The sequence below is a fragment of the Blautia sp. NSJ-140 genome, assembly GCF_022868965.1.
Classification (GTDB): Bacteria; Bacillota; Clostridia; order Lachnospirales; family Lachnospiraceae; genus Blautia_A.
Genome location: NZ_JALIFS010000007.1, coordinates 15,634 through 37,108, shown reverse-complemented (window position 1 = coordinate 37,108; position 21,475 = coordinate 15,634). Strand labels below are relative to the sequence as shown.

Sequence of the window (21,475 nt, the reverse complement as noted above, 5' to 3'; positions counted from 1 at the left end):
GCGTGATATAATTCCAGAAAACAGCAGTAGAAGGAGAATGACAGAATGAGCTTGAAAATGGAGGATACAGTAAAAAATAGAACCTATCCGAAACGGCCATTTGCATGGTATGTGGAAAAACCGTCTGCAAAAGATTACTTGCTGACGGTTTTTATATTTGCAGTATGCACTTTGATCGGCCTGCTGTTTCAGAAACTGGATCTTACAGATACAAATATTGTAACGATATACATTTTGGGCGTATTGATCACTTCGATCGTGACAGATGGTTATCTTTGCAGTGTAGCCGGCTCCTTTTTAAGTGTATTCTTATTTTGCTTTTTTCTGATGGAGCCAAGGATGTCTTTTGAGACATATGCGGTGGGATATCCGGTGACATTTTTCATAATGCTTATTTCGTCCGTACTTACAGGAACCCTTGCGGCAAAGCTGAAAATGCATGCAAAGCTGTCTTCACAGATTGCCTTTCGCACACAGGTTCTGTTTGATACGGATCGTCTGCTGCAAAAGGCAAAAAGTGAGACAGAAATCCTCGGAGTTACCTGTACACAGCTGATACGCCTGTTAAACCGCAGCATCACGGCATATGTTGTGGAAAATGGAACTTTATCAGAAGGAAAGCTTTTTTCCGGGGAAAAAGAGAGCACAGAGGATTTTCTGACACAGGAAGAACAACAGGCGGCCAGATGGACTTATGAAAACAGACAGCGTGCCGGCGCATCCACACAGTATTTCTCACAGGCAAAATGCTTATATCTGGCAATTCGAAGCGGGAATAATGTTTATGGCGTAATCGGGATCCCTCTGCAGAAAGAAACACTGGACTCTTATGAATACAGCATCCTGCTGTCTGTAATAAATGAATGTGCACTTGCAATGGAGAATGTACAAAATGCCATAGAAAAAGAAAAAAATGCGGTTTTAGCAAAAAATGAGCAGCTGCGTGGCGATCTTCTTCGGGCGATCTCCCATGACCTGCGTACTCCGCTTTGTTCTATTTCCGGAAATGCAGATATGCTTCTCAGTAACAGTGACCGTCTGGATGAAGCTACAAGGTATCAGATCTACACGGACATTCATGAGGATTCAGAGTGGCTGATCGGAGTTGTGGAAAATCTGCTTTCCATTACCAGGCTCAATGATGGAAGATTGAAGTTTAAATTTACGGATCAGCTTTTGGATGAGGTAATAGCAGAGTCACTTCGACATATCGGCCGGAAGCATGATGCGTATAAGATCGTGGCGGACTGTGAAGAACTTGTTCTTACACGTATGGACGTGCATCTTATTATACAGGTTCTGGTAAATTTGATCGATAATGCGATAAAATATACGCCGTCAGGCTCTGTCATCAGCATTCGGGGGTTCAAAAAAGCCGGGAAAGCGCAGATAAGCGTGGAAGATAACGGCCCCGGAATTCCGGATGAAATGAAGCCACATATTTTTGAGATGTTTTATACAGGGAAAACGACCGTTGCAGACAGCCAACGGAGTCTGGGGCTTGGCCTGGCACTTTGCCGCTCTATCATAGAAGCTCACGATGGAACCCTGGTTCTTTCGGATCATGCTCCGCATGGATGTAATTTTACTTTTACTTTACCATTAAGCGAGGTGACATTAAATGAATAAGACATTAATTCTGGTAGTTGAGGATGACAGACCCATACGGAACCTGATCGTTACCACATTAAAAACACATGACTATAAATATCTGGCTGCAGAAAATGGGGCTTCAGCCATTCTGGAGGCTTCATCACACAATCCGGATATCGTTCTTCTGGATCTGGGTCTTCCTGATATGGAAGGAGTAGAGGTAATAAAAAAAATCCGTACCTGGTCGAATATGCCTATTATCGTGATCAGTGCCAGAAGTGAAGATATGGACAAAATAGAGGCACTGGATGCGGGTGCAGATGATTATATCACAAAACCATTTTCAGTAGAAGAATTACTTGCGCGTATCCGTGTCAGTCAAAGGCGGCTTGCCATAACGCAGGCAGGAAAACAGCCGGAAACATCTGTTTTTGAAAATGGTGGATTAAAGATAGATTACACGGCTGGCTGCACATTCCTGAAGGATAGAGAACTGCATCTGACGCCCATTGAGTATAAGCTGCTATGCCTTTTATCACGTAATATTGGAAAAGTATTGACACATACATATATTACTCAGCAGATATGGGGACGCTGCTCGGAAAACGATGTTGCTTCTCTCAGGGTCTTTATGGCAACACTGCGGAAAAAACTGGAGCCCGAAAAAAACGGTGTACAATATATCCAGACACACATAGGAATCGGATATCGCATGCTCAGAATCGAGAAACCTGAGCAGGAAACGAACTCTTCTTTGTGAAGTCGGAGGGGGCTAACGGAAGCAGTCTGTTTCTGGGAGTGATCATTTATGCGGTTTGCTTATTGTTTGGTATCTTTGGGGTGAAAGCATATATTTCATCGCAGACAGTAGATACAGAAGTACTTAAGATGGGGGTCAGCTATCTGAGGATATGCTGCGTAATTTCTTTTGGTATTATTTTCTTTTCTCTATTTGAAAAGTTACTCCAGGCAACAGGCCGTTCTCTTTATTCCACAATTGGTCAGGTGGTTGGAGCGGTTGTAAATATCATCCTTGATCCGATCATGATCTACGGTATTGGACCTTGCCCGGAAATGGGAGTGAAAGGCGCAGCCTACGCAACTGTAATTGGACAGGTAGCATCAGCAGTATTACTGCTCATTTTTCATATCAAAGTGACATGCTCCCACCACTTAAATCTTACGATTTTGAAGTGGGGGCTTCCTGCTCGATTGCCCTTTAGGGCAAAGCTAAAACAGGCTATCCCCGCGTGTCCTGCGGTTTTGTTTTTTATGTTTATCCGGTTACGGAATTTTTTCTTGTGCCGTCAGGCACATTCTTTATAGATCCTTTTTCCTTCTTCCCGGATGTTGACTGCTGCATTCACATCCCGGTCCATCCTGTTTCCACATTCACAGACATACATTCTATCCGACAATGCTAGTTCCTTTTTCTTATGTCCGCATACACTGCAGATCTTGCTGGATGCAAAATAACGGTCTACTTTTATAAGATGTTTTCCGCGCTCTTCCAGCTTGTATCCAAGCATGGACAGAAACTGCCCGTACCCGTTATCCTGCACGCCTTTCCCAAGATGCAGGCCTCCGGACATTCCCTTCAGGTTCAGATCTTCCACGCATACTGCATCATATCTTTCAGCAAGCTCCCTGCTGAGCTTATGCTGGAAATCTTTTCTCTGGTTCTTTATCTTTTCATGACATAAAGCTACCCGTTTCTTCTGTTTCTGATAGTTCCGGCTTCCTTTTTCACAGTGGGAGAGCTTTCTCTGTTCCTTTGCAAGTTTTTTCTCTGCTTTTCTGTAAAACATAGGATATCCAGCTCTTTCTCCTGTAGAAAATACACACATTCCCTGCATGGCAAAATCGATCCCAAGAAATCTCTCTGCCGGTCTTTTTTCCACGGTTTGGTTCTCACAGCAGAACAAAAGACTTGCAAAATATTTCCCGGATGGCTCACGGCTCACAGTTACGGATCTCAGCTTCCAGTCTGACGGAATCTGCCGTTGGAGTTTTATCTTTATGGCAGCCATCTTCGGAAGCTTCAGATGGCTATCCTGCAAAAGGATATTCCCGTTTACTGCATTGGTCGTATACGAATTTCTTGTATGCTTCTTTGATTTATAACGTGGAAATCCGCAGGATGGTTCCCGGAAGAACTTCCGGAACGCACTTTCCAGATGCAGCTGCACATTCGCCAGGGCAAGGGAGTCTACCTCCTTCAGCCAGGGATATTCCTTCTTATATCCGGCCGGTGTGTTCCGGAGCATCTTTTTTTCTTTCTGGTAATAGCTGATCTTGTCCGCGAGCATCTGGTTATAGATAAAGCGGCTGCAGCCGATTGTTTTCTCTATCTGGACTTTCTGCTCTTTATTTGGATAGATCCTTATTTTTACGGCGCGGTTCATTCTTCTCACCTTCTGTATTTTATAACCATCACCAGGTGATAGTATAGTAGAAATACTGAATGGGAATTATTGTCTAATTCCATTATATTTATCATTCATTTTCTTTTATCGACTGATATGTATTTATGAACTAATTGTTCTTTTTTAGTATACTACATCAGGGAATGGAGAACAAGTGTTTCTTTTGTACTATAGGGATTTTTTGAGCAGATATGCCCAGATGTGCAATTCATCTCACCACCTGAAGAGGTGGGAGAATTCTTGCTACATTTGTTAAAAATGCAGAATGAAATGAAATTGACAGATGAAAGTTGGATCAGTTATCAGCAAGGAAAAGGTAATGAAGAGTATCAGAAGTATATGGAAGATCTGACAGAAGAGCGGGAGGAAGTTTTAAGGATATGGAACAATCTGAATACAAATGAGCAGGAAACAGTAATGTCAATGCTTCATGGACTTCGAAAGTAGGAGAACAGTTCGAGTATATGTATCGGCTGTTCTTTTTTTGTTTTTGAACGTTAAAACGGTAATTTTTTTCTTGTGCATAGTAGAACGTTAAAGTATAATAAAATTAGTTTTTTTTGGCATAAGTTTAAAAGCTATATCTATAATAAGGAAATCGGCAAACCAGATGAAAGTCTGGGACGCAAAGCTACAGGGCCTGTAAAATGGCAGCCAGTTGCATGAAATGAGGTGCACTGTCTGTCTGACAGTGCTTTTTTAACGATGTTATTTCATAGACGTAACAATAATGATTTTATCAGGAAAGAATAAGGAAAATAAAAGTATGAAAAAGGTAAAAAGTTGTCTGACAGCAGTGGTGTCAGGTGTACTTGTAGCAACTGCTGTCTTGTCTGGATGTGGACAGTCAAAGAAAGAGGTATCTAAAAACGATGATCATCTTACCGTTTATCTATGGGAAAATCGTTTGATGAAAAATATTGCACCCTATATCCATGAACAGTTCCCAGATCAGGATATTGAATTTATTATTGGTAACAATGATACCGATTTATACAGTTATTTTAAAGAACATGATGAATTACCGGATATCATAACAGTACGTCGATTCTCTGGAACAGATGCACAGGACTTACAGCCTTATCTTATGGATTTTGCTTCTTATGATGTTGTTTCCAAGTACTATTCTTATGCGGTGCAATATTATAAGAATGATGAGGATGAAATCCAGTGGCTGCCAATCTGTGGTATTCCGCAGACGATCATTGCCAACAAAACACTGTTTGATCAGTATGGCATAAAGATTCCAGAAAATTATGAGGAATATGTACAGGCTTGTCAGCAGTTTTATGATAATGGCATAAAACCGTATTCCATGGATATTGGTGAAGACTGGTCTAATAATGAAATCATCCAGGCAGCGGCAATCGGTGAGTTTACAAGCCTGGATGGTATTGAATGGCGAAACGGTGCAGAGACTGCAGCGGATGAAGTAAAGTTTGATGATACATTATGGAAACGTATTTTTCAGAAACCAGTCAGTTTCTTAAGGACTCGCACTTTGGTAAAGAAGATATCAATATTGACATCAATACAGGAACCCAGATGTTTGTCGAGGGAAAATCAGCAATGTTTCATGGACATCCGACGGTTATGCAGCAGCTGCAGAAACAGATGGATGCGGATCTGATCCGTATTCCTTACTTTTCACAGACATCGGATGAATCCTATGTGTACATGACTCCGTCCTTAAACATTGCATTTAACAAAAACCTGGAAAAAGACCGGGAGAAACTGGATACTGCACTGGATGTGCTGGATTGTATGATTTCAGAAGAGGGGCAAAAGCTGATTGCGGATGGAAGCGGTGTTATTTCATTGAATACAGATGTTCCAACCATGATGCAGGATGTGCCTGGACTGGAAGAGGAAATTAATAATAATGCTGTTTATATCCGGTATTCCGCTCAAAAATCATTTGATGCAAGTCTTGAGGCTGTTCACGGATTACTGTCAGGAGAAATGGATGAAACACAGGCTTATGATACTTTTTGTAGTGCAATAAATCGTAAAGATCCAGAAGAAAAAGCAACGGTGAATTTTGAAAATGAATATTCCATTTCACTGAACGATAGAAATGGCCGTGATGCAGCATCTTCCATTTTAACTACGATCAGAGAAGAAAATGAGGCACAGCTGGCTCTGGCACCATATTATTATTTCACTTCCTCTATGTACAAAGGAGAATGCACCAGCAGCCGGGTTGGCATGATGACAGCGAAGAGTTCAGATACAGCATTATATGTTGCAAAAATCAATGGTAAACAGGTTTGTGAACTCGTGGAAAATTATCTCGCCGATGCTGATGAGAATTTTTATGTAACCAATAAATACGAATTACCAATTGCATCCGGTATGAAAATGATCGTCAATCAAGAGGAAAGTGGATTTTCATTAAAGGACTTGACAGTTAATGATAAGAAAATAGACAAAGAAAAGGAATACTCGATTCTTCTTACAGACACCACAATGTCTGTATTGAAAAAAATAAATTCGAAATGTGAGATTGAGCAGCTTAAAGAGACAACATTATCAAGTGCATGGATCGAAGCAATGTCAAAAGGACAGCAGCCGTCAGCACCGGAAGACTATATAGAGGTTGAACAGTAAAAGTGGAGATAGAACAAACGGTAAATAAAAGAAAAAAAATAACAAGGCTGTTGCTTATACTACTTATTATTCTTTTAAGCTTAGGTTGTATCAAGTATCTGATAAGTAAGTCTAAGAAGTATATCAGCGAAAACGGAAAAAGCAGTATGGGAGCTGTTGTTGAACAGATACAGCAGACCTATGATCTTCAAGTGAGTGGGTACTACAGCCAGCTGCAGTTGGTTGAGGAATTTTTACTTCATGAGAGGGAGCTGTCTCTTGAAACGGATGTGAACAAAAGTTTCTTTGAGGCATGGGAAAAAGAATCGGAAAGTACCCTTATATTCATTCAGGAGAATGGTCAGGCAATATCAGCAGGTGGAACAAAAATGCGGATTGATATGCCAAGTAAACTTCTGCTGGACTTAAAGAATGGATACAATATTGGAAAACTGGTGCGTCTTGATTATGATCAGAAGAAAAAAGACGGTTATCTGGTTGCAATCCCATGTCAGGAATATACGATCGATGGGGAAACTTATACGGCAATTGGAACTGTGTATGATCATTCGAAACTGGATTCCATGTTAAAACTGAAAGGTTATGATGGGAATGCATATTTGTTCATGTTGGATCATGACGGAAATATTACGTATACGAACCAGAGTGGTGATAAATACCTGCGTAATTATTCTTTGTTAAAACATTTAAAAGGGGAACAGGCTGTTACAGAAGAGGAAGCTGATTTGTTCAAAAAGAAGTTTGATAACAGAGAATCCGGAGTTGCACTTTTGGGAAAACAGAACCCCTATTATCTGGGGTATTGCCCGATAGAAAGCAACAACACCATTTTGGTATGCATTGTGGCAAAGGGAGTTGTTGACAATGTGCTGATGGATTACCAGAAAACGGTGCTGTTTACAACAATACTCATGGCAGGTTCTATACTTTTACTTTTTGCCGGATTATTCTACAGTATTTCCAGACTTAGTCTTGCAGATCAAAAAGCAGAATATGAAAAAAGAAATAATGAACTTCATTTACAAACAATGAAGGAAATGGAAGTAGTCAATCAAAAACTGAAAAAGGCAAAGAACGTTGCAACAGAGGCTTTACAGACAGCTGAAAATGCAAATAAGGCGAAAACGGATTTCCTGTCTAATATGTCACATGATATTCGCACACCTATGAATGCAATCATTGGTATTACATCTTTGATCAGACATGATGCAGGTAATAAAGCAAAAGTTATAGAGTATGCAGATAAAATAGATATTTCATCACAGCATCTGTTAGGAATTATCAATGATGTTTTGGATATGAGCAAGATTGAGGCAGGAAAAACGGTTTTTAAGTACTCTGATTTTTCAATTTTGGAATTTATGCAGGAACTTGACACTATATTTCATTCTCAAATATATGAAAAGCAGCAGACTTTTACAGTCATAAAAGAAAATATTCACCATGAGTGGGTGAATGGTGATCAGGTTCATTTGATGCAGATTTTCAGTAATCTGCTGTCTAATGCCATAAAATATACGCAGGAGGGTGGAAAAATTCAGCTTCTGGTAGAAGAATGTGAGACAAAGTCATCTGTCTATGCAAAGTACCGCTTTTTAGTCTATGACAATGGTATGGGAATGGCGTCAGATTTCAAGGATACAATTTTTGATGCGTTTACCCGTGCGGAAAGTTCTCTTACAAACAAAATACAGGGAACCGGACTTGGAATGGCGATTACTAAGAACCTGGTTGAGGCAATGGGAGGTACCATTGATGTGGACAGTGAACTGGGACAGGGAAGCTGTTTTGAGATTCTCATGGATCTGAAAATTGCAGAGGATAGAACGGCCGCTCTGGCAGCACAAGAAGAAACAGATGAGCAGGATGGAAATATCCTTCAGGGAATGAGATTCCTGTGTGCAGAGGATAATGAGCTGAACGCAGAGATCCTGACAGAACTGTTAAAGATTGAAGGTGCGGAATGTACTATCTGTGAAAATGGCGAAGAGATTTTGAAAGCATTTGAACAGTCTGCTCCAGGGGATTATGACATGATCTTGATGGATGTGCAGATGCCTGTTATGAATGGTTATGAGGCAACGAAAGCAATCCGCAGAAGTTCCCATAAACTGGCAAAGACGATTCCTATCATTGCCATGACTGCCAATGCATTTTCAGAGGACATTCAGCATTCTCTGGCAGCCGGTATGAATGCACATATTTCAAAACCGGTTGAGATGAAGGTGCTGGAAAAGACGATCAGAAGCATAAAATCTGGTGGGGGGGGTACCGAACCGCAGGTTATGGAACAGTGACAAATGGATTTGATGCGGCAGTGCAATTTTATTAAACCAGGAGGTTGACAAGGAGATGTATAGAGAAATATATTTGACAGACAGACAGACAGACAGACAGACAGACAGACAGACAGGAGATTTAATATGATTTCGAGAGCAAAGAAATATGTGGCAGTGTTCCTGGTTTTTGTATGCGTGTGTATGATATTTTCTCCCCAGACTGCATATGCAGCCGAGGACAGTTCGCAGCATGAAACTGTCAAAGTCGGTTTCTTTGCCATGGATGGTTATCATGTGATGGATGAAGAAGGCAACCGCAGTGGGTATGGCTATGATTTTCTTCGGCTGATGGCCCGTTATTGGGATGTAGATTACGAATATGTCGGATATGATAAGAGCTGGGATGATATGCAGCAGATGCTTGAAGATGGCGAGATTGACATGGTAACATCTGCCCGCAAAACACCGGAAAGAGAAGAAAAGTTTGATTTTTCACGTCCAATCGGAACCAATTATGGGATGCTGACCGTCCGCAGTGACAACAGCACGATTGTGGACGGCAATTACAGCACTTACAACGGTATGCGTGTGGCGCTTTTGAACGGAAGCTCACGAGATAAAGAGTTTGCGGATTTTGCAGGCAATAAAGGATTTACATATGATCCATTTTATTTTGATACGACAGCAGAGATGGAGGAAGCTCTTCTGAGCGGAAATGTTGATGCTATTGCTGCCACTTCTCTGAGAAAAACAAACAATGAGCGTATCGTGGATAAATTTGACAGCAGCGATTTCTATGTCATTGTTAAAAAAGGTAATACAGAATTGCTGAATGAGATCAATTATGCAATTGACCAGATGAATGTAGTTGAGGGTAACTGGAAAACGACACTTTATAATAAAAATTATGAAAGCATAGAAACTAAGAATCTGGAATATACGGAGAAAGAAAAAAGTATTATTTCACAGTATTCCAAGGACAACCCGCTTCATGTTCTGTGTGATCCGACCCGTTATCCATATTCTTATAATGAAAATGGTGAGATGAAGGGTATTATCCCGGATTACTTCCGGAAAATTGCAGACTATGCCGGGATTTCCTATGAGTTTCTTACACCTGCCACCAGAGATGAGTATATTGCCTATCAGAAAAATAAGGAAACCACAGATATGAGCATCGATGCACGCCTGGAAACAGATAACTATGCTGAGACGAAAAAATGGGGGATTACTGCACCTTTCATTACGATGCAGCTGGCAAGGGTGACACGACGTGACTTTGATGGAAAAATTAATGTTGTTACTACTGTTGACCAGACAGCATCAAATTCAATTGAAGATGCAATCGCACCCGGTGCAGAAAAACTGATGTGCAGTACCCGACAGGAAATGATGGAAGCTGTCCGTAAGGGTAAAGCAGATGCTGCCTTCGTCTACTATTACATGGCACAGGCGTTTGTGAACAGTGACACTACGGGCACCATGACATATACTCTGCTGGAACAGCCTACATTCACCTACCGCATGGTAATTTCATCAACTGAGAACCATGCGCTGGCTGGTATTCTGACGAAAGCAATGTATGCTATGCCCCAAAATCTTGTTGAAGATCTTGCAGCACAGTATACCACATACAAAGCAACAGAGCTGACATTTGTTGACTGGATCCGTCTGCATCCTGTTGTTACTGTTTTGGTTCTTCTTATTTTTGGATGGCTGCTGACTGCTATGTCTGTGACAATGGTGCATCTCAGTGCAAGAAAAAAAGCTCAGAAGGCGGCCCAGGAGAAAGCTGAGGAAATGGCGGAACTGGCAGAGCATGCACAGGCTGCAAACAAGGCAAAGACAGCATTTCTGTCACATATGTCCCATGATATGAGGACACCGATGAATGCAATCATAGGATTTACCGGTATTGCAATGAAAAACAATCCGTCAGACGAAGTGAAAAATTGTCTGGAAAAGATTGACGAAAGCTCAGAGCATTTACTGTCGCTGATCAATGATGTATTAGATCTGACCCGCATCGAAAGTGGAAAAGTGAAATACAATCCAGTGCCGGCGGATGTGAAAAACATTACAGATTCTTCATTGAATATTACAAAAGGTTTTCTTACGAACAGGGATATCAACTTTAAGATTCAGCGTGAAGAAGCAAAGATTCCAAATGTACTTGCGGATCCTGCACGCCTGCGTGATGTGCTGGTCAATATTATGAGCAATGCCGTGAAATTCACTCCGGATGGAGGGACGATTACATTTGAAGCTCGGTGTCAGGAAAAGGGCGGGGATGGATATATAAATATGTGTTACCGCATTTCGGATACTGGTATTGGCATGAGTGAGGAATTTACAAAAGAAGTTTTTGAGGAATTTGCACAGGAAGATTCCGGTGTGAGAACGCAGTACCATGGAGTTGGACTGGGGATGGCTATCGTAAAGAAGTATGTAGATATGATGGGTGGGACCATTTCCGTGCAGAGTAAAAAGCATGAGGGAACCACATTTACTGTGGATATTCCTTTGGAAATTACAGATAAGGAATGTAATAAGTCAGACACAGGTATTTCTGAAAAGGTGAATCTTACAGGTGTGAATGTTCTTCTTGCAGAGGATAATGAACTGAATGCAGAGATTGCTGCCGTGCAGTTGGAAGAATTCAGGATGAATGTAGAAAGAGCTGTGGATGGAAAGAATGCTGTTGAGATTTTCAGAAATCATCCGGAAGGCACATTTGATGTAATCCTGATGGATATCATGATGCCTGAAATGAATGGTTATGAAGCAGCAAAAGCAATCAGGGCAATGAATGACAGACCGGATGGAAAAAATATTCCTATTATAGCAATGACAGCTAATTCATTTGCAGAAGATGTTCAGGCATCACTGGATGCAGGAATGAACGCACATTTGTCAAAGCCGATTGTGATTGATGAAGTTATAAAAACGATTTTAAGGTATGTATATGGATGAAATTAAATATGCACCTAAGAGTATGGAAAAGAAATCGAAGAGTAAGAAAAAGTATTCAGTAAATAATAGACATAAAGCTCAAGAAATGCTGACAATTGTAGAGTGGTCTGCTATAATATTTTTATCATATTACGTTGCTTTTATGCAGTATAATAGTATAAATATGCGCCTTTCGCTGTTTTTGTAGAAAGATTTTTTTCGTATATAACGAACATAATATGTAATAGTAATGGTTACGCTATACCCTTTGTTATGTGGCGGTATTAGATCGCTATATCTGCACAAAAAATCAGGCTGAAGGATACTGGGGGAGGAATATGAAACAGTTAATAGTATCAGACAAAGTACAAAAAGAGCTACTTACAGATTTTATGATCATGGGGGAAACCAGGGGACTGATCGGTGGATATTGTGAGAACGAGTTTCCGGTTTACTATGCCAATGAAGAAATGGCACGAATGCTTGGTTACGATGCAGTGGAAGAAATGGTTGAAGCAATTGACGGAAAAGTTATTAATACGATTCATCCCGATGACAGAGAACAGGTCATAAAGGATATCGGGGGGGGTAAGTATTATGAGGGATTAACCTATGAGACCACATATCGTATGCCGCGAAAAGACGGATCCTGGTTCTGGACGGTTGATAAAGGAAAAGTCATACGGACAGAGGAGGGGAAACTGGCTATTATCAGTGCCTGCCAAGATATGACATCCTTCGTGGAAAGGCATAAGAAACTGGAAGAGCAAAATATGCTGTCTCAGGCAACAATCGATAATATCCCTGGCGGCTATCACAGATGTTCCCTGGAGGAGGGGCATCCATTCATATATATCAGTGACAGGTTCCTTGCGATTCTTGGGTGGACCAGAGAAGAGATCAAAACAGAATTCCATAATAAGTTTGACAATATGCTTCATCCGGATGACCGGCATCTTTCTGCAAAATATACCGCCCGTATTCTTGATACATGCGGACATGGATTTACACAGGATCAGATTTACCGGCTGCTTGGAAAGGATGGCTATCATTGGGTCACAGATGCCACAACATTGGTGAAATCCGGTAATCAGATATTCTTCCAGGGAGATATCACAGATATTACGGATTTTGTTAAAGGCAAAGAAAAAAACGAGAAAGAACTGGAAGACAGCAACCAGATTCTGAACGAACGTAACCGGATATTATCAGCTTTATCCAGAGATTATACAACGGTACTTTTGTGTGATTTAAGGCAGGATACATTTGAAGTCGTAAAAGGGGATGCCTTTACGCACCATGACCCTGAAGAAAAGCAAAAGTTAGTTCGTGAAAGTAACTGCTATTCGGAGAGAGTCCGGTATTTTTTCGAAAATGTCCTTATCAAAGAATCTGCTCCGGAGTATCTGGAAAGACTTTTGCCGGAGTATCTTATGAATGAATTACAGGAAACAGACAGTATAGAGATTTATTATAAGACGATACCAAATGGGAGTGGCTTCAGACATTTTTTGGCAAACGCAGTACGTTTATCCAATGAGGAAGATCATTTTAAGATCATCCTCGGTTTCCGTTCTGTAGATGAAATCATTAAAAAAGAACAGGAGATAGAGCTTCAAAGAGAGATTATCGAAGGCCTTGGAAAAGAATATTTTTCTGTTCTGGCAGTAGAACTGGATAAAGATCGAGTATTTTCTTATCGCGAGTCTGAAGAAAATGGAAAGATTATTTCAGATTTCTGCAGAAAATGTGATAACAGATGGTCACAAATAATTCCTTCTTATGCCGAGACGATGGTATCTGATAACACCAACGGAGAATTTGAAAAGCAGTTGGGTCTGGAAACTCTGCGTTCACAGAAAGAGGATTATTCCATGACATACGAGTTTAAGTCGGGAACGGAGATCATTTATCATCAGGTAAGAGTGGCATACGTAAAGAAAAAAGACGGAGCAAGGGTGGCTGTAGTCGGAACAAGAAATATTGACAGTCTGATAAAAAAAGAGCGTATGCAGGAAGAAAAGCTGAAAAAAGCATATGCTGCCGCAGAAAATTCCAATAAAGCCAAAACGGAATTTCTGAATAATATGTCCCATGATATCCGTACGCCAATGAATGTGATACTGGGATATAATCAGCTGATGAAATCACAACTGACAGAGCCGAAGCAACTGGATTATCAGAAGAAAATCGAACAATCAGGGAAACTGTTATTGTCCATCATCAATAATGTACTTGATATGGCCCGGATTGAAAGTGGAAAGATAAAAGTAGATGAGAATTATGAAAGCGTTGGTGAGGTAGTAGACGAAATCATAAGTACATTTGCATCTGAAGCAGAAGAAAGAGGAATCCATCTAAGCGGCAGCATGAAGGTCACACATAGAAATATCCTGTGTGATGGTACAAAAATCAGGGAAATCTATGTAAATCTTGTCAGTAATGCTATAAAATACACTCCCAGAGGTGGAAATGTAACGATCACTGTAGAAGAACTGCCATGTAAAAGAGAAGGATATATGAAGGTAAAATCCGAGATAAAAGATACCGGTATTGGCATGAGTAAAGAATATCTTCCAACATTATTTGAACCATTCAGTCGTGAACGGAATACAACCACTGGAAGAGTCAGAGGAACCGGTCTTGGAATGCCAATCGTAAAGAAAATGGTCGATCTGATGGGCGGCAGTCTTGAAGTGGAAAGTGAACTGGGAAAAGGAACCGTATTTACGTTTACACTGATGCATAAAATAGCGGACAAGAAATATTACAGCCAGAGGATAGAAAAAGTAAAAACATCTAGTATGAGAGAAAGTCTGAGTGGAAAGCATGTTCTGCTGGCGGAGGATAATGATCTGAATGCGGAAATTGCAGTGACGATTCTGGAAGAAGCTGGGTTTGTTATCGAGCGTGTGGAAGATGGAATTCAGTGTGTGAACAGGATAGAGCAGATGGAATCGGGAACTTATGATCTGATACTTATGGATATCCAGATGCCAAACATGGATGGCTATCAGGCAGCCCAGTGTATCCGACATTTAAATGATAAAAAGAAGGCAGAGATCCCGATCATTGCCATGACAGCAAATGCCTTTGCAGAAGACAGGAAAAGGACGTTTGATGTCGGCATGAATGGACATATTGCAAAACCCATTGATATTGAGAAACTGGGAGCGGTCATTCTTTCTGTATTGAAAAAACAGGAAAGCTTACAGATTGGGAAGAACAACAGCATGAACGCAAACAGACTGCGTTCATGAGCAAGAAGCGAAAGCGGATTGCGAATGTCCGCTTTACTGGATAATAAAGAGGAAATAAATGAACAGAAAGATAGAAAAACGGATAAGAAAAAAAGGCAAGAAAAAAAGATTATGTTTGAGCATTTTAGTACTTATCATGTTACTTTTTGTACCGCTTTCTGCTTATGCATCGGAAATAAAAAGTGATGGAAAAACAACTCAGGCATTGGAAGAAGAAAATAAAACCGTGAGAGTCGGCTATTTTCCATATGCCAATTTTCAGGAAGGCGGCTATGGGGAACACAAGCAGGGAGCAGGATATGAGTATCTTCAGAAGATTTCTTATATAACCGGCTGGAAGTATGAATATGTCTATGGCTCATTTAAAGAGTGTCTGGATATGCTGGCAGATGGAGAAATAGATATACTTGGAAGTGTCAGTTATACACCGGAAAGAGCAGAATCTATCGATTTTTCGACCTATGCAGAGGGAACAGAACGATATTGGATCTATACCCGGGAAGATCATACGAATCTTACGAATGGTGATCCAAAGCAGATGAATGGCTGTTGTATCGGTGTAGCAGATGGAAGTTATCAGAAAGAACTTCTGGAAAAATGGCTGGACAGCAATCAGATCCAGGCAGAGGTGGTTGTCTGTAAAGGCTATGATGAAATGATAGAAAAACTGGATGCAGATGAACTGGATGCACTTGTGGTCCCGGCACTGTCTGTCAACAGCGATTTTATTGCAATCGCCAATATCGGTGCAAGTGACTGTTATTTCGGTGTATCAAAATCCCGACCGGAGCTGTTAAAGGAATTAAATTCTGCCATGGAAGAAATCAACAATACAGAAACGGACTACAGCAGCAAGCTGTATGCTCGTTATGAAGGAAAAGCGGTTATAAATTATGTGCTCAACAAGGAAGAAAAACAATGGCTGGATGCACATGAAAAAACAATCCGTGTGGGATACCTAAAGGATAATCTCCCTTTTTGTGGTGAAGAAAATGGGAAACTGACAGGAATCCTTGGAACCGTTCTGGATACGGTTCAGGAAAAATATAAAATTACGATCAAGGCAGTTCCATGTTCCACGGGAGTAGAGATGAATGAGGCATTGCAATCTGGCAAAATAGATATTGCAGGTCCTATCATTCAGGATTTTTATACACAGGAACAGTTTCAGGTAGTTTTGACGGATGAAATCTTTGATATTACGCCGGTTGTTATTTACAAAGGAAATGAATATACTAACAGTCTCTCTACAATCGCAGCAACAGAGACCTCTCTGTATTCTAAATTGATGGTGTCCCGTCTTTTTCCAGATGCAGAAATCAAACTGTATGATACACAGGAAGAATGCCTGGAGGCAGTAGCAAATGGAAAAGTGGGAGCAACTGTTATTCCATCTTCAAAGATCAATCTTCTTAATGAAAGTTCATTGACCAAAAGTCTGTCCTTTGCAGAAATGGCAAAACGGCAGGAATTAGCGATGTTCACGACGAGAGAAAATAGAAGAGCAGCTACCATTATCAATAAAGCAATTGAGCAGTCCTCCAATATTTTAAATGGCGTGGTCCTTGCACAGAATTCTGTTTCAGAAAAGAAAATGACCTTGCAGGATGTCCTTGCGGAGTATGCAGGCTTAGCTATCGTGGTTTCATTTGTGATTATTTTTGTACTGCTTCTTCTGGTTTATTCCCTTTCAGTAAGCAGAAAAAAACAGATGGAAGCCCTGAAAGAAGCACAGGATGCAAATGCGGCGAATATTGCAAAAACAACGTTCCTGAACCATATGTCTCATGACATCAGGACACCGATGAATGCAATTGTTGGATTTACAGATATTGCTATGAAGAGGAAACCGGACAAAGAAGTGGAGAACTGTCTGAAAAAGATCAGGCAGAGTTCAGAATATCTGATGACGCTTATTAATGATGTGTTGGATATCAGCCGCATTGAAAGTGGTAAACTGGAATATAAACCGATACCGGTAGATCTCAGGGATATGATAAATACTGTTTTGTCGATTGCAAGGGGATATATAGAAAACCGTGATCTTAACTTGTATGTTTCAAGAGAAGAACTAAAAACTCCTTATGCGATGGCGGATGAACTCAGAATAAGGGAAGTATTGCTCAACATCATCAGTAATGCAATCAAATTTACAAAAGACGGAGGTACCATTTCATTTGTTGCAGAAAACTGTCCGGGCAATGATGAACACCATGTGATTGTACGCTATCGTATATCGGATACCGGAATTGGTAATCTTGTATTTATGAGAAAAATTAATAGCCGTATCTTGTTTGAACAGATGCTTGGGCGTGCTACTCGGATTTGCCATGAAATTGGTAAGACACATTTCAACATTTTTGATGCGGTTCGAGTATATGAGGATTTGGATTCTACTTCAGGAATGAAATCTGTTTCTGTAAGTAAAACCATGCCAGAACTACTAGAAGACCTTTTCCGTAATAATGGAGAAAATAAACAGCAAGTTAAGGACCGTATTTTAGCAAGACTGCAGCGTAAAAATAACAATCTAACAGCTACACAGAAATATGATATTATTGAACGTTTAAATGGTGTTGACTTGAAATCTTATATTAAAAAATTGAAATCATATACAGAAAATACCTTTGTTAAAACGTGTGTACAAGACAAAGATTTTTTGTTATGGGTAGATTTGCTGAAAAGGGAAAAGAAGGGATATTACTATTCTGCAAAACCTGACATTTTAAGAGAGACTACCCGTGGATATGGGAATACGGAAAAGCCAGAAGATTATCTTGAAGCTTTTGCAAAGTTTGTTAATGAGAATAAAGATAAGATTGAGGCGATCCGTATTGCCTGCACTAAACCCAGTGATATGACAAGAGCACAGCTAAAAGAGTTGAAGCTTACCTTGGATAAGAAGAATTTTACAGAAACAAATTTGAATGAAGCGACCAGTTCTGTAACTAATGTACACATTGTGGCAGACATTATTGCTTACGTTCGCCAGGCAGTATTGAAAACGCCGATATTTAACCATGATGAGCGTGTCACAGCAGCTTTTGATAAATTAACTGCGACGCATCATTTTAATAAAATCCAACTGGATCTTTTGAACAAAATCAAAACCTACATGTTACATGAGAGTATTTTGAATACCGAAACCTTTGAGGCTCCGGTGTTTAAGATGGATGGAGGATTTGACCGTTTTAATAAGAAGTTTGGAGGAACACTGGTTGAGATTATACGAGAAATTAACACTTATATTTATGAAGGAGTTGCATAATGAGTACTCAGGATATTGTTCAAAAACTATGGAATCTTTGTAATGTTCTTCGCGATGATGGAATTACTTATCATCAGTATGTTACAGAGTTAACCTATATTTTATTTCTCAAAATGTTGGATGAAACCGGCGAAGAAAATACATTGAAAGCCGATATGTTAAAAGCATATCAAAATTCTTTGGAGCAGTATGCCCGCAGAAAAGGGAAAGCGGTTGAACAGCTGACCGAAGAAGAAAAAGAATCCAGAAAGCCACTACTTTACAATTACTCTTGGGAGTACCTTACCACTTTGGAAGGCATTGAACTGAAAAATTATTATATGAAACTGCTTTCCGAACTAGGCAGTACCGGTATTCCTAAAATAAGCGATATCTATGCAAAAGCGGTTTCCAGCATTGAAGAACCAAAAAACTTACAGAAAATTATTTCCGAGATTAATAAACTGGATTGGTTTGAAGCAAAGCAGGAGGGGCTTGGCGACCTTTACGAGGGCTTGCTGCAAAAGAATGCTGACGAGAAGAAATCTGGCGCAGGTCAATATTTTACTCCTCGTGTGCTTATTGATGTGATGACTGATTTGATTTCCCCTAAACTTGGTGAAAAATGCTTTGACCCTGCCTGTGGTACGTTTGGGTTTATGATTTCCGCCTATCAGCACGCTATTGACGGTGTGGATCTCTACTCCCTTTCTGATCAGGAAATGGCGGCTTTTCAGGACTCTTTCTATGGCGTTGAGCTGGTACACGATGCACACCGTTTGGCTCTTATGAACGCCTATCTGCATAATGTTCCAGCGCATATTTCCTGTGAGGACTCCCTGGCTCCAAGTGCAAAAAGGCTGAAAGGCTTTGATGTGATTTTAACTAATCCTCCTTTCGGAACCAAAAAAGGCGGAGAGCGTACATCCCGTGACGATATTTCTTTTCAGACTTTCAACAAACAGCTGAACTTCTTGCAGGTAATCTACCGCAGTTTAAAAGCGGACGGAAGTGCACGTTGTGCCGTTGTTCTGCCAGATAATGTGCTGTTTGCTGATGGTGACGGAACGAGTGTACGTCGGGAGTTGATGGACTTTTGTAATCTTCATACTATTCTACGTCTGCCTACTGGAATTTTCTATGCACAGGGGGTAAAAACCAATGTGCTTTTCTTCACCCGTGGCAAGACCGAAAAAGATAACACGAAGGAGGTTTGGTTCTATGATTTGCGTACCAATATGCCATCTTTCGGAAAGACTGCGCCGTTGAAAGAAGAACATTTCATCGATTTTGTAAAAGCCTACACCGCTGAAGACCGCCATGCTGTGGATGACGAGCGCTGGAGCGTATTTACAAGAGAGCAAATTGGCGAAAAGGGTGATACCCTTGACCTTGGGCTGATTCGTGATGATTCTGTCTTAGATTATAATGATCTACCAGATCCAGCGGATAGTGCCGAGGTAGCCGCAGCCAATCTGGAAGAGGCGGTTGACTTGTTGATGAGCGTGGTGAAAGAGCTACGGGCTTTGGAGGTGCAGGACTGATGGCAAAGGCTAAGAAAAAAGAAACCTTAACACCCGAAGAACGCTTGCAGGCGGTACTGGTGCCGGATTGGGAACAACCTTATAAAGTGCCGGAGAATTGGTGTTGGATTCATTTGCTTGATTCTTTTGAAAACTGCACTGATAGTAAAAAGAAAATCCCGCAAAAAGAGTATTTACAAGACGGAAAAATTGCTGTTGTTGACCAAGGGCAGAATTTGATAGGCGGTTATACAAATGATAGAGAAATGATTTTTGCTGGAAATGTGCCCGTCATCATTTTTGGTGATCATACAAGATGTATCAAATACATTGATTTTCCGTTTGCACAAGGTGCTGATGGTATTAAGGTATTAAAACCAAAGCAATTTTTCAATGAAAAAGCATTTTATTATGCATTTCAAACTGTTGACATTCCTAATATGGGCTATCGTAGGCATTTTCCCCTATTTGACAAATACGCAATTCCAGTTCCCCCCCTCTCTGAACAACAGCGCATTGTTGACCGCATTGAAAGCCTGTTTACCAAGCTGGACGAGGCAAAGCAAAAGGCACAGGATGCGCTGAACAGTTTTGAAACCCGCAAAGCCGCCATCCTACACAAAGCCTTTACCGGCGAGCTCACCGCCCGGTGGAGAAAAGAACACGGTGTGAGAATTGAGAGTTGGAAAAATGTATCAGTTTCTGAGATTTGTCATTCATTAAAATATGGCACATCGAAAAAATCTGTATCACAGGGTAAAGTAGTAGTTATACGAATGGGGAATTTACAAGACGGAGAAATTAGATGGGATGATTTAGCTTATTCCAATGATGAAGAGGATATAGAAAAATACAGACTATTTTCAGGAGATGTTCTTTTTAATAGGACAAACAGTTCGGCTCTTGTTGGAAAAACATCAATATATCGCGGAGATTATCCTGCTATTTATGCAGGATATCTTATTAAATTGGATTATGATCATTCACGCATTATAGGTGATTTCTTGAATTATTCACTTAATACCATTCGGGCTAAAAAGTATTATAATTTGGTAAAGACGGATGGTGTTAATCAGTCTAATATTAATGCTAAAAAAATTGGAGCATATAAGTTCGCTATGCCCAATATTAAAGAACAAATAGAAATTGTTCGTATTCTTGACGATATGTTTGCTAAAGAACAGCAGGTAAAACAAGTTGCCGAAACAGTGGTGGAGCAGATTGACCTTATCAAAAAAACTATACTTTCTCGTGCTTTTCGAGGTGAGCTGGGAACGAACAACCAAAACGAGGAAAGTGCAGTGGAGTTGGTGAAAGAAGTTGTAGAAAAAAGTGTAGAAATCAACAACAAACCCAAAACAAAACGAACTGTCATCCCTGAAGAAATTAAGTCTGCACTATCAAGTTCCAATGAAGAAGAGATAATCCGATTATTGATAAAGTCCGCTCCAAAAGCTGTCTCTGTGCAAATGATTATGTCTATTAGCAAGAAAAAATTTGAATTGATGGATGCGCTTCGAAGCCTTGAGCAAAAACAGATTGTTATTAAAAACAGTTTAGGGGAATACTTGCTAAAGAGGTGATA

The 21,475-nt window shown here is 40.3% G+C and carries 12 protein-coding genes, 2 pseudogenes and 1 riboswitch; of the genes and pseudogenes, 12 read left to right on the top strand and 2 right to left on the bottom strand.

All coding sequences use genetic code 11. The features are described 5' to 3' along the window. The first annotated feature begins 45 nt into the window (after positions 1-45). The 3 genes and pseudogenes from MUB50_RS09590 to MUB50_RS09580 form a co-directional block, all read left to right on the top strand. Entirely contained in the window at positions 46-1,629 is a 1,584-nt protein-coding gene (locus MUB50_RS09590) for an ATP-binding protein (RefSeq protein ID WP_244790470.1), read from the top strand. Continuing rightward, positions 1,622-2,353 (top strand): response regulator, encoded by a 732-nt coding sequence (locus tag MUB50_RS09585; RefSeq protein WP_118063965.1) that lies wholly within the window; start codon positions 1,622-1,624, stop codon positions 2,351-2,353. Before MUB50_RS09590 ends, MUB50_RS09585 begins: the two co-directional genes overlap by 8 nt. 17 nt (positions 2,354-2,370) lie before the next feature. Further along, positions 2,371-2,751, top strand: a pseudogene (locus MUB50_RS09580) (MATE family efflux transporter); the annotation flags it as partial. Between the two features lie 149 nt (positions 2,752-2,900). Here the strand turns inward: MUB50_RS09580 and MUB50_RS09575 are convergent. Then, entirely contained in the window at positions 2,901-3,998 is a 1,098-nt protein-coding gene (locus tag MUB50_RS09575) for a transposase (RefSeq protein WP_244790468.1), read from the bottom strand. Positions 3,999-4,006: 8 nt separating this feature from the next. Further along, positions 4,007-4,081, bottom strand: a pseudogene (locus tag MUB50_RS09570) (IS200/IS605 family transposase); the annotation flags it as partial. 208 nt (positions 4,082-4,289) lie between these two features. On the opposite strand from MUB50_RS09570, the gene MUB50_RS09565 reads away from it, so the two are divergent. The 9 genes from MUB50_RS09565 to MUB50_RS09525 all read left to right on the top strand — a co-directional run bounded on the left by MUB50_RS09565 (position 4,290) and on the right by MUB50_RS09525 (position 21,473). Then, positions 4,290-4,466 carry a hypothetical protein gene (locus MUB50_RS09565; RefSeq protein WP_181988187.1) on the top strand — a complete coding sequence of 59 codons (177 nt, stop codon included), beginning with the start codon at positions 4,290-4,292 and terminating at the stop codon, positions 4,464-4,466. A 143-nt stretch (positions 4,467-4,609) separates the two neighbouring features. Then, positions 4,610-4,685: riboswitch (cyclic di-GMP riboswitch) on the top strand. A 100-nt stretch (positions 4,686-4,785) separates the two neighbouring features. Beyond that, entirely contained in the window at positions 4,786-5,649 is an 864-nt protein-coding gene (locus MUB50_RS09560; RefSeq protein ID WP_244790466.1) for an ABC transporter substrate-binding protein, read from the top strand. Further along, complete coding sequence (locus tag MUB50_RS09555; RefSeq protein WP_244790464.1) at positions 5,589-6,629, top strand: 5'-nucleotidase C-terminal domain-containing protein; 1,041 nt, start codon at positions 5,589-5,591, stop codon at positions 6,627-6,629. The genes MUB50_RS09560 and MUB50_RS09555 overlap by 61 nt, the downstream gene beginning before the upstream one ends. Before the next feature lie 146 nt (positions 6,630-6,775). Continuing rightward, the gene (locus MUB50_RS09550) at positions 6,776-8,926 is read left to right on the top strand and encodes an ATP-binding protein (RefSeq protein ID WP_244802538.1); all 2,151 of its coding nucleotides are present in this window, start codon (positions 6,776-6,778) and stop codon (positions 8,924-8,926) included. 126 nt (positions 8,927-9,052) lie between these two features. Continuing rightward, positions 9,053-11,881 (top strand): transporter substrate-binding domain-containing protein, encoded by a 2,829-nt coding sequence (locus MUB50_RS09545; protein WP_244790460.1) that lies wholly within the window; start codon positions 9,053-9,055, stop codon positions 11,879-11,881. A gap of 317 nt (positions 11,882-12,198) precedes the next feature. Next, complete coding sequence (locus MUB50_RS09540) at positions 12,199-15,120, top strand: PAS domain-containing hybrid sensor histidine kinase/response regulator (RefSeq protein ID WP_244790458.1); 2,922 nt, start codon at positions 12,199-12,201, stop codon at positions 15,118-15,120. Between the two features lie 58 nt (positions 15,121-15,178). Then, entirely contained in the window at positions 15,179-18,388 is a 3,210-nt protein-coding gene (locus MUB50_RS09535) for a type I restriction-modification enzyme R subunit C-terminal domain-containing protein (protein WP_244790456.1), read from the top strand. Continuing rightward, positions 18,388-19,911 carry a class I SAM-dependent DNA methyltransferase gene (locus tag MUB50_RS09530; protein ID WP_118378186.1) on the top strand — a complete coding sequence of 508 codons (1,524 nt, stop codon included), beginning with the start codon at positions 18,388-18,390 and terminating at the stop codon, positions 19,909-19,911. The genes MUB50_RS09535 and MUB50_RS09530 overlap by 1 nt, the downstream gene beginning before the upstream one ends. Continuing rightward, entirely contained in the window at positions 19,911-21,473 is a 1,563-nt protein-coding gene (locus MUB50_RS09525) for a restriction endonuclease subunit S (protein WP_244790454.1), read from the top strand. The genes MUB50_RS09530 and MUB50_RS09525 overlap by 1 nt, the downstream gene beginning before the upstream one ends. The last annotated feature ends 2 nt before the right edge of the window (positions 21,474-21,475 follow it).

Excerpts from the sequence above, each read along its gene's own strand:
- MUB50_RS09550 (WP_244802538.1), top strand. The coding sequence starts at position 6,776 with ATGGGAGCTGTTGTTGAACAGATACAGCAGACCTATGATCTTCAAGTG.
- MUB50_RS09555 (WP_244790464.1), top strand. The coding sequence starts at position 5,589 with ATGTTTCATGGACATCCGACGGTTATGCAGCAGCTGCAGAAACAGATG.
- MUB50_RS09530 (WP_118378186.1), top strand. The coding sequence starts at position 18,388 with ATGAGTACTCAGGATATTGTTCAAAAACTATGGAATCTTTGTAATGTT.
- MUB50_RS09565 (WP_181988187.1), top strand. The coding sequence starts at position 4,290 with ATGAAATTGACAGATGAAAGTTGGATCAGTTATCAGCAAGGAAAAGGT.
- MUB50_RS09525 (WP_244790454.1), top strand. The coding sequence starts at position 19,911 with ATGGCAAAGGCTAAGAAAAAAGAAACCTTAACACCCGAAGAACGCTTG.
- MUB50_RS09590 (WP_244790470.1), top strand. The coding sequence starts at position 46 with ATGAGCTTGAAAATGGAGGATACAGTAAAAAATAGAACCTATCCGAAA.
- MUB50_RS09545 (WP_244790460.1), top strand. The coding sequence starts at position 9,053 with ATGATTTCGAGAGCAAAGAAATATGTGGCAGTGTTCCTGGTTTTTGTA.
- MUB50_RS09535 (WP_244790456.1), top strand. The coding sequence starts at position 15,179 with ATGAACAGAAAGATAGAAAAACGGATAAGAAAAAAAGGCAAGAAAAAA.
- MUB50_RS09585 (WP_118063965.1), top strand. The coding sequence starts at position 1,622 with ATGAATAAGACATTAATTCTGGTAGTTGAGGATGACAGACCCATACGG.
- MUB50_RS09540 (WP_244790458.1), top strand. The coding sequence starts at position 12,199 with ATGAAACAGTTAATAGTATCAGACAAAGTACAAAAAGAGCTACTTACA.
- MUB50_RS09575 (WP_244790468.1), bottom strand. The coding sequence starts at position 3,998 with ATGAACCGCGCCGTAAAAATAAGGATCTATCCAAATAAAGAGCAGAAA.
- MUB50_RS09560 (WP_244790466.1), top strand. The coding sequence starts at position 4,786 with ATGAAAAAGGTAAAAAGTTGTCTGACAGCAGTGGTGTCAGGTGTACTT.